This is a genomic window from Streptomyces malaysiensis subsp. samsunensis (genome assembly GCF_024519315.1).
GTDB lineage: Bacteria > Actinomycetota > Actinomycetes > Streptomycetales > Streptomycetaceae > Streptomyces > Streptomyces malaysiensis.
Genome location: NZ_JANIIC010000251.1, coordinates 1 through 625, shown reverse-complemented (window position 1 = coordinate 625; position 625 = coordinate 1). Strand labels below are relative to the sequence as shown.

The 625-nt window shown below is 67.5% G+C and carries 1 pseudogene; it reads left to right on the top strand.

The window, feature by feature from the left end:
• Positions 1-340: 340 nt before the first annotated feature.
• Positions 341-625 (top strand): annotated as a pseudogene (locus tag NQU54_RS48745) (IS1380 family transposase); the annotation flags it as partial.

The following is a 625-nucleotide window of genomic DNA, read 5'->3' as shown; positions in this document are numbered from 1 at the left end:
AGCCTCGATCCACCGAGTGATGGTCGTCCAGTGCCCGGACATGAAAGTGGAGATGCACTCTGACCTGGGATAATAGGAGTTCTCTAGGCTTCTACTCGACCAGTTCGGAGGTGCATCTCCGGGATGCATTCTGCCATGCCGCCTCGTGCGGTGTCCGCAGCGTTTGATGACCCCAACCTGGTCGCGGACGCCGGTCTGGTCCCCTTGGTACGCCTTGCCGCACGTGGGCGACTGTCAGAGCTGGTCCGCGAGAGCGTACGCAGCAGCCGGCTGTGTCGAAGGGGCGGGCAACAGTGTCGGGGCGAACCCGGCGGCGAAGGTGACGTCGCTGGTCGCGGCGATGTGTACCGGAGCCGACAGCATCGAGGACGCCGACCGGCTGCGGCACGGGGCGATGCCGCAGCTCTTCGACGGGATCCGGGCCCCGTCGACGCTGGGGACGTTCCTGCGCTCTTTCACCCACGGCCATGCCCTGCAACTGCACGCCGTGCACCGCAGGTTCCTCGGCGCACTCGCCGGGCACACCCCGCTGCTGCCCGGTGCCGACCAGGTCGCGTTCATCGATGTCGACTCCACCCACAAGCGCGTGTCCGGACCCGCCAAGCAAGGCGCCCAGGTCGGCCGG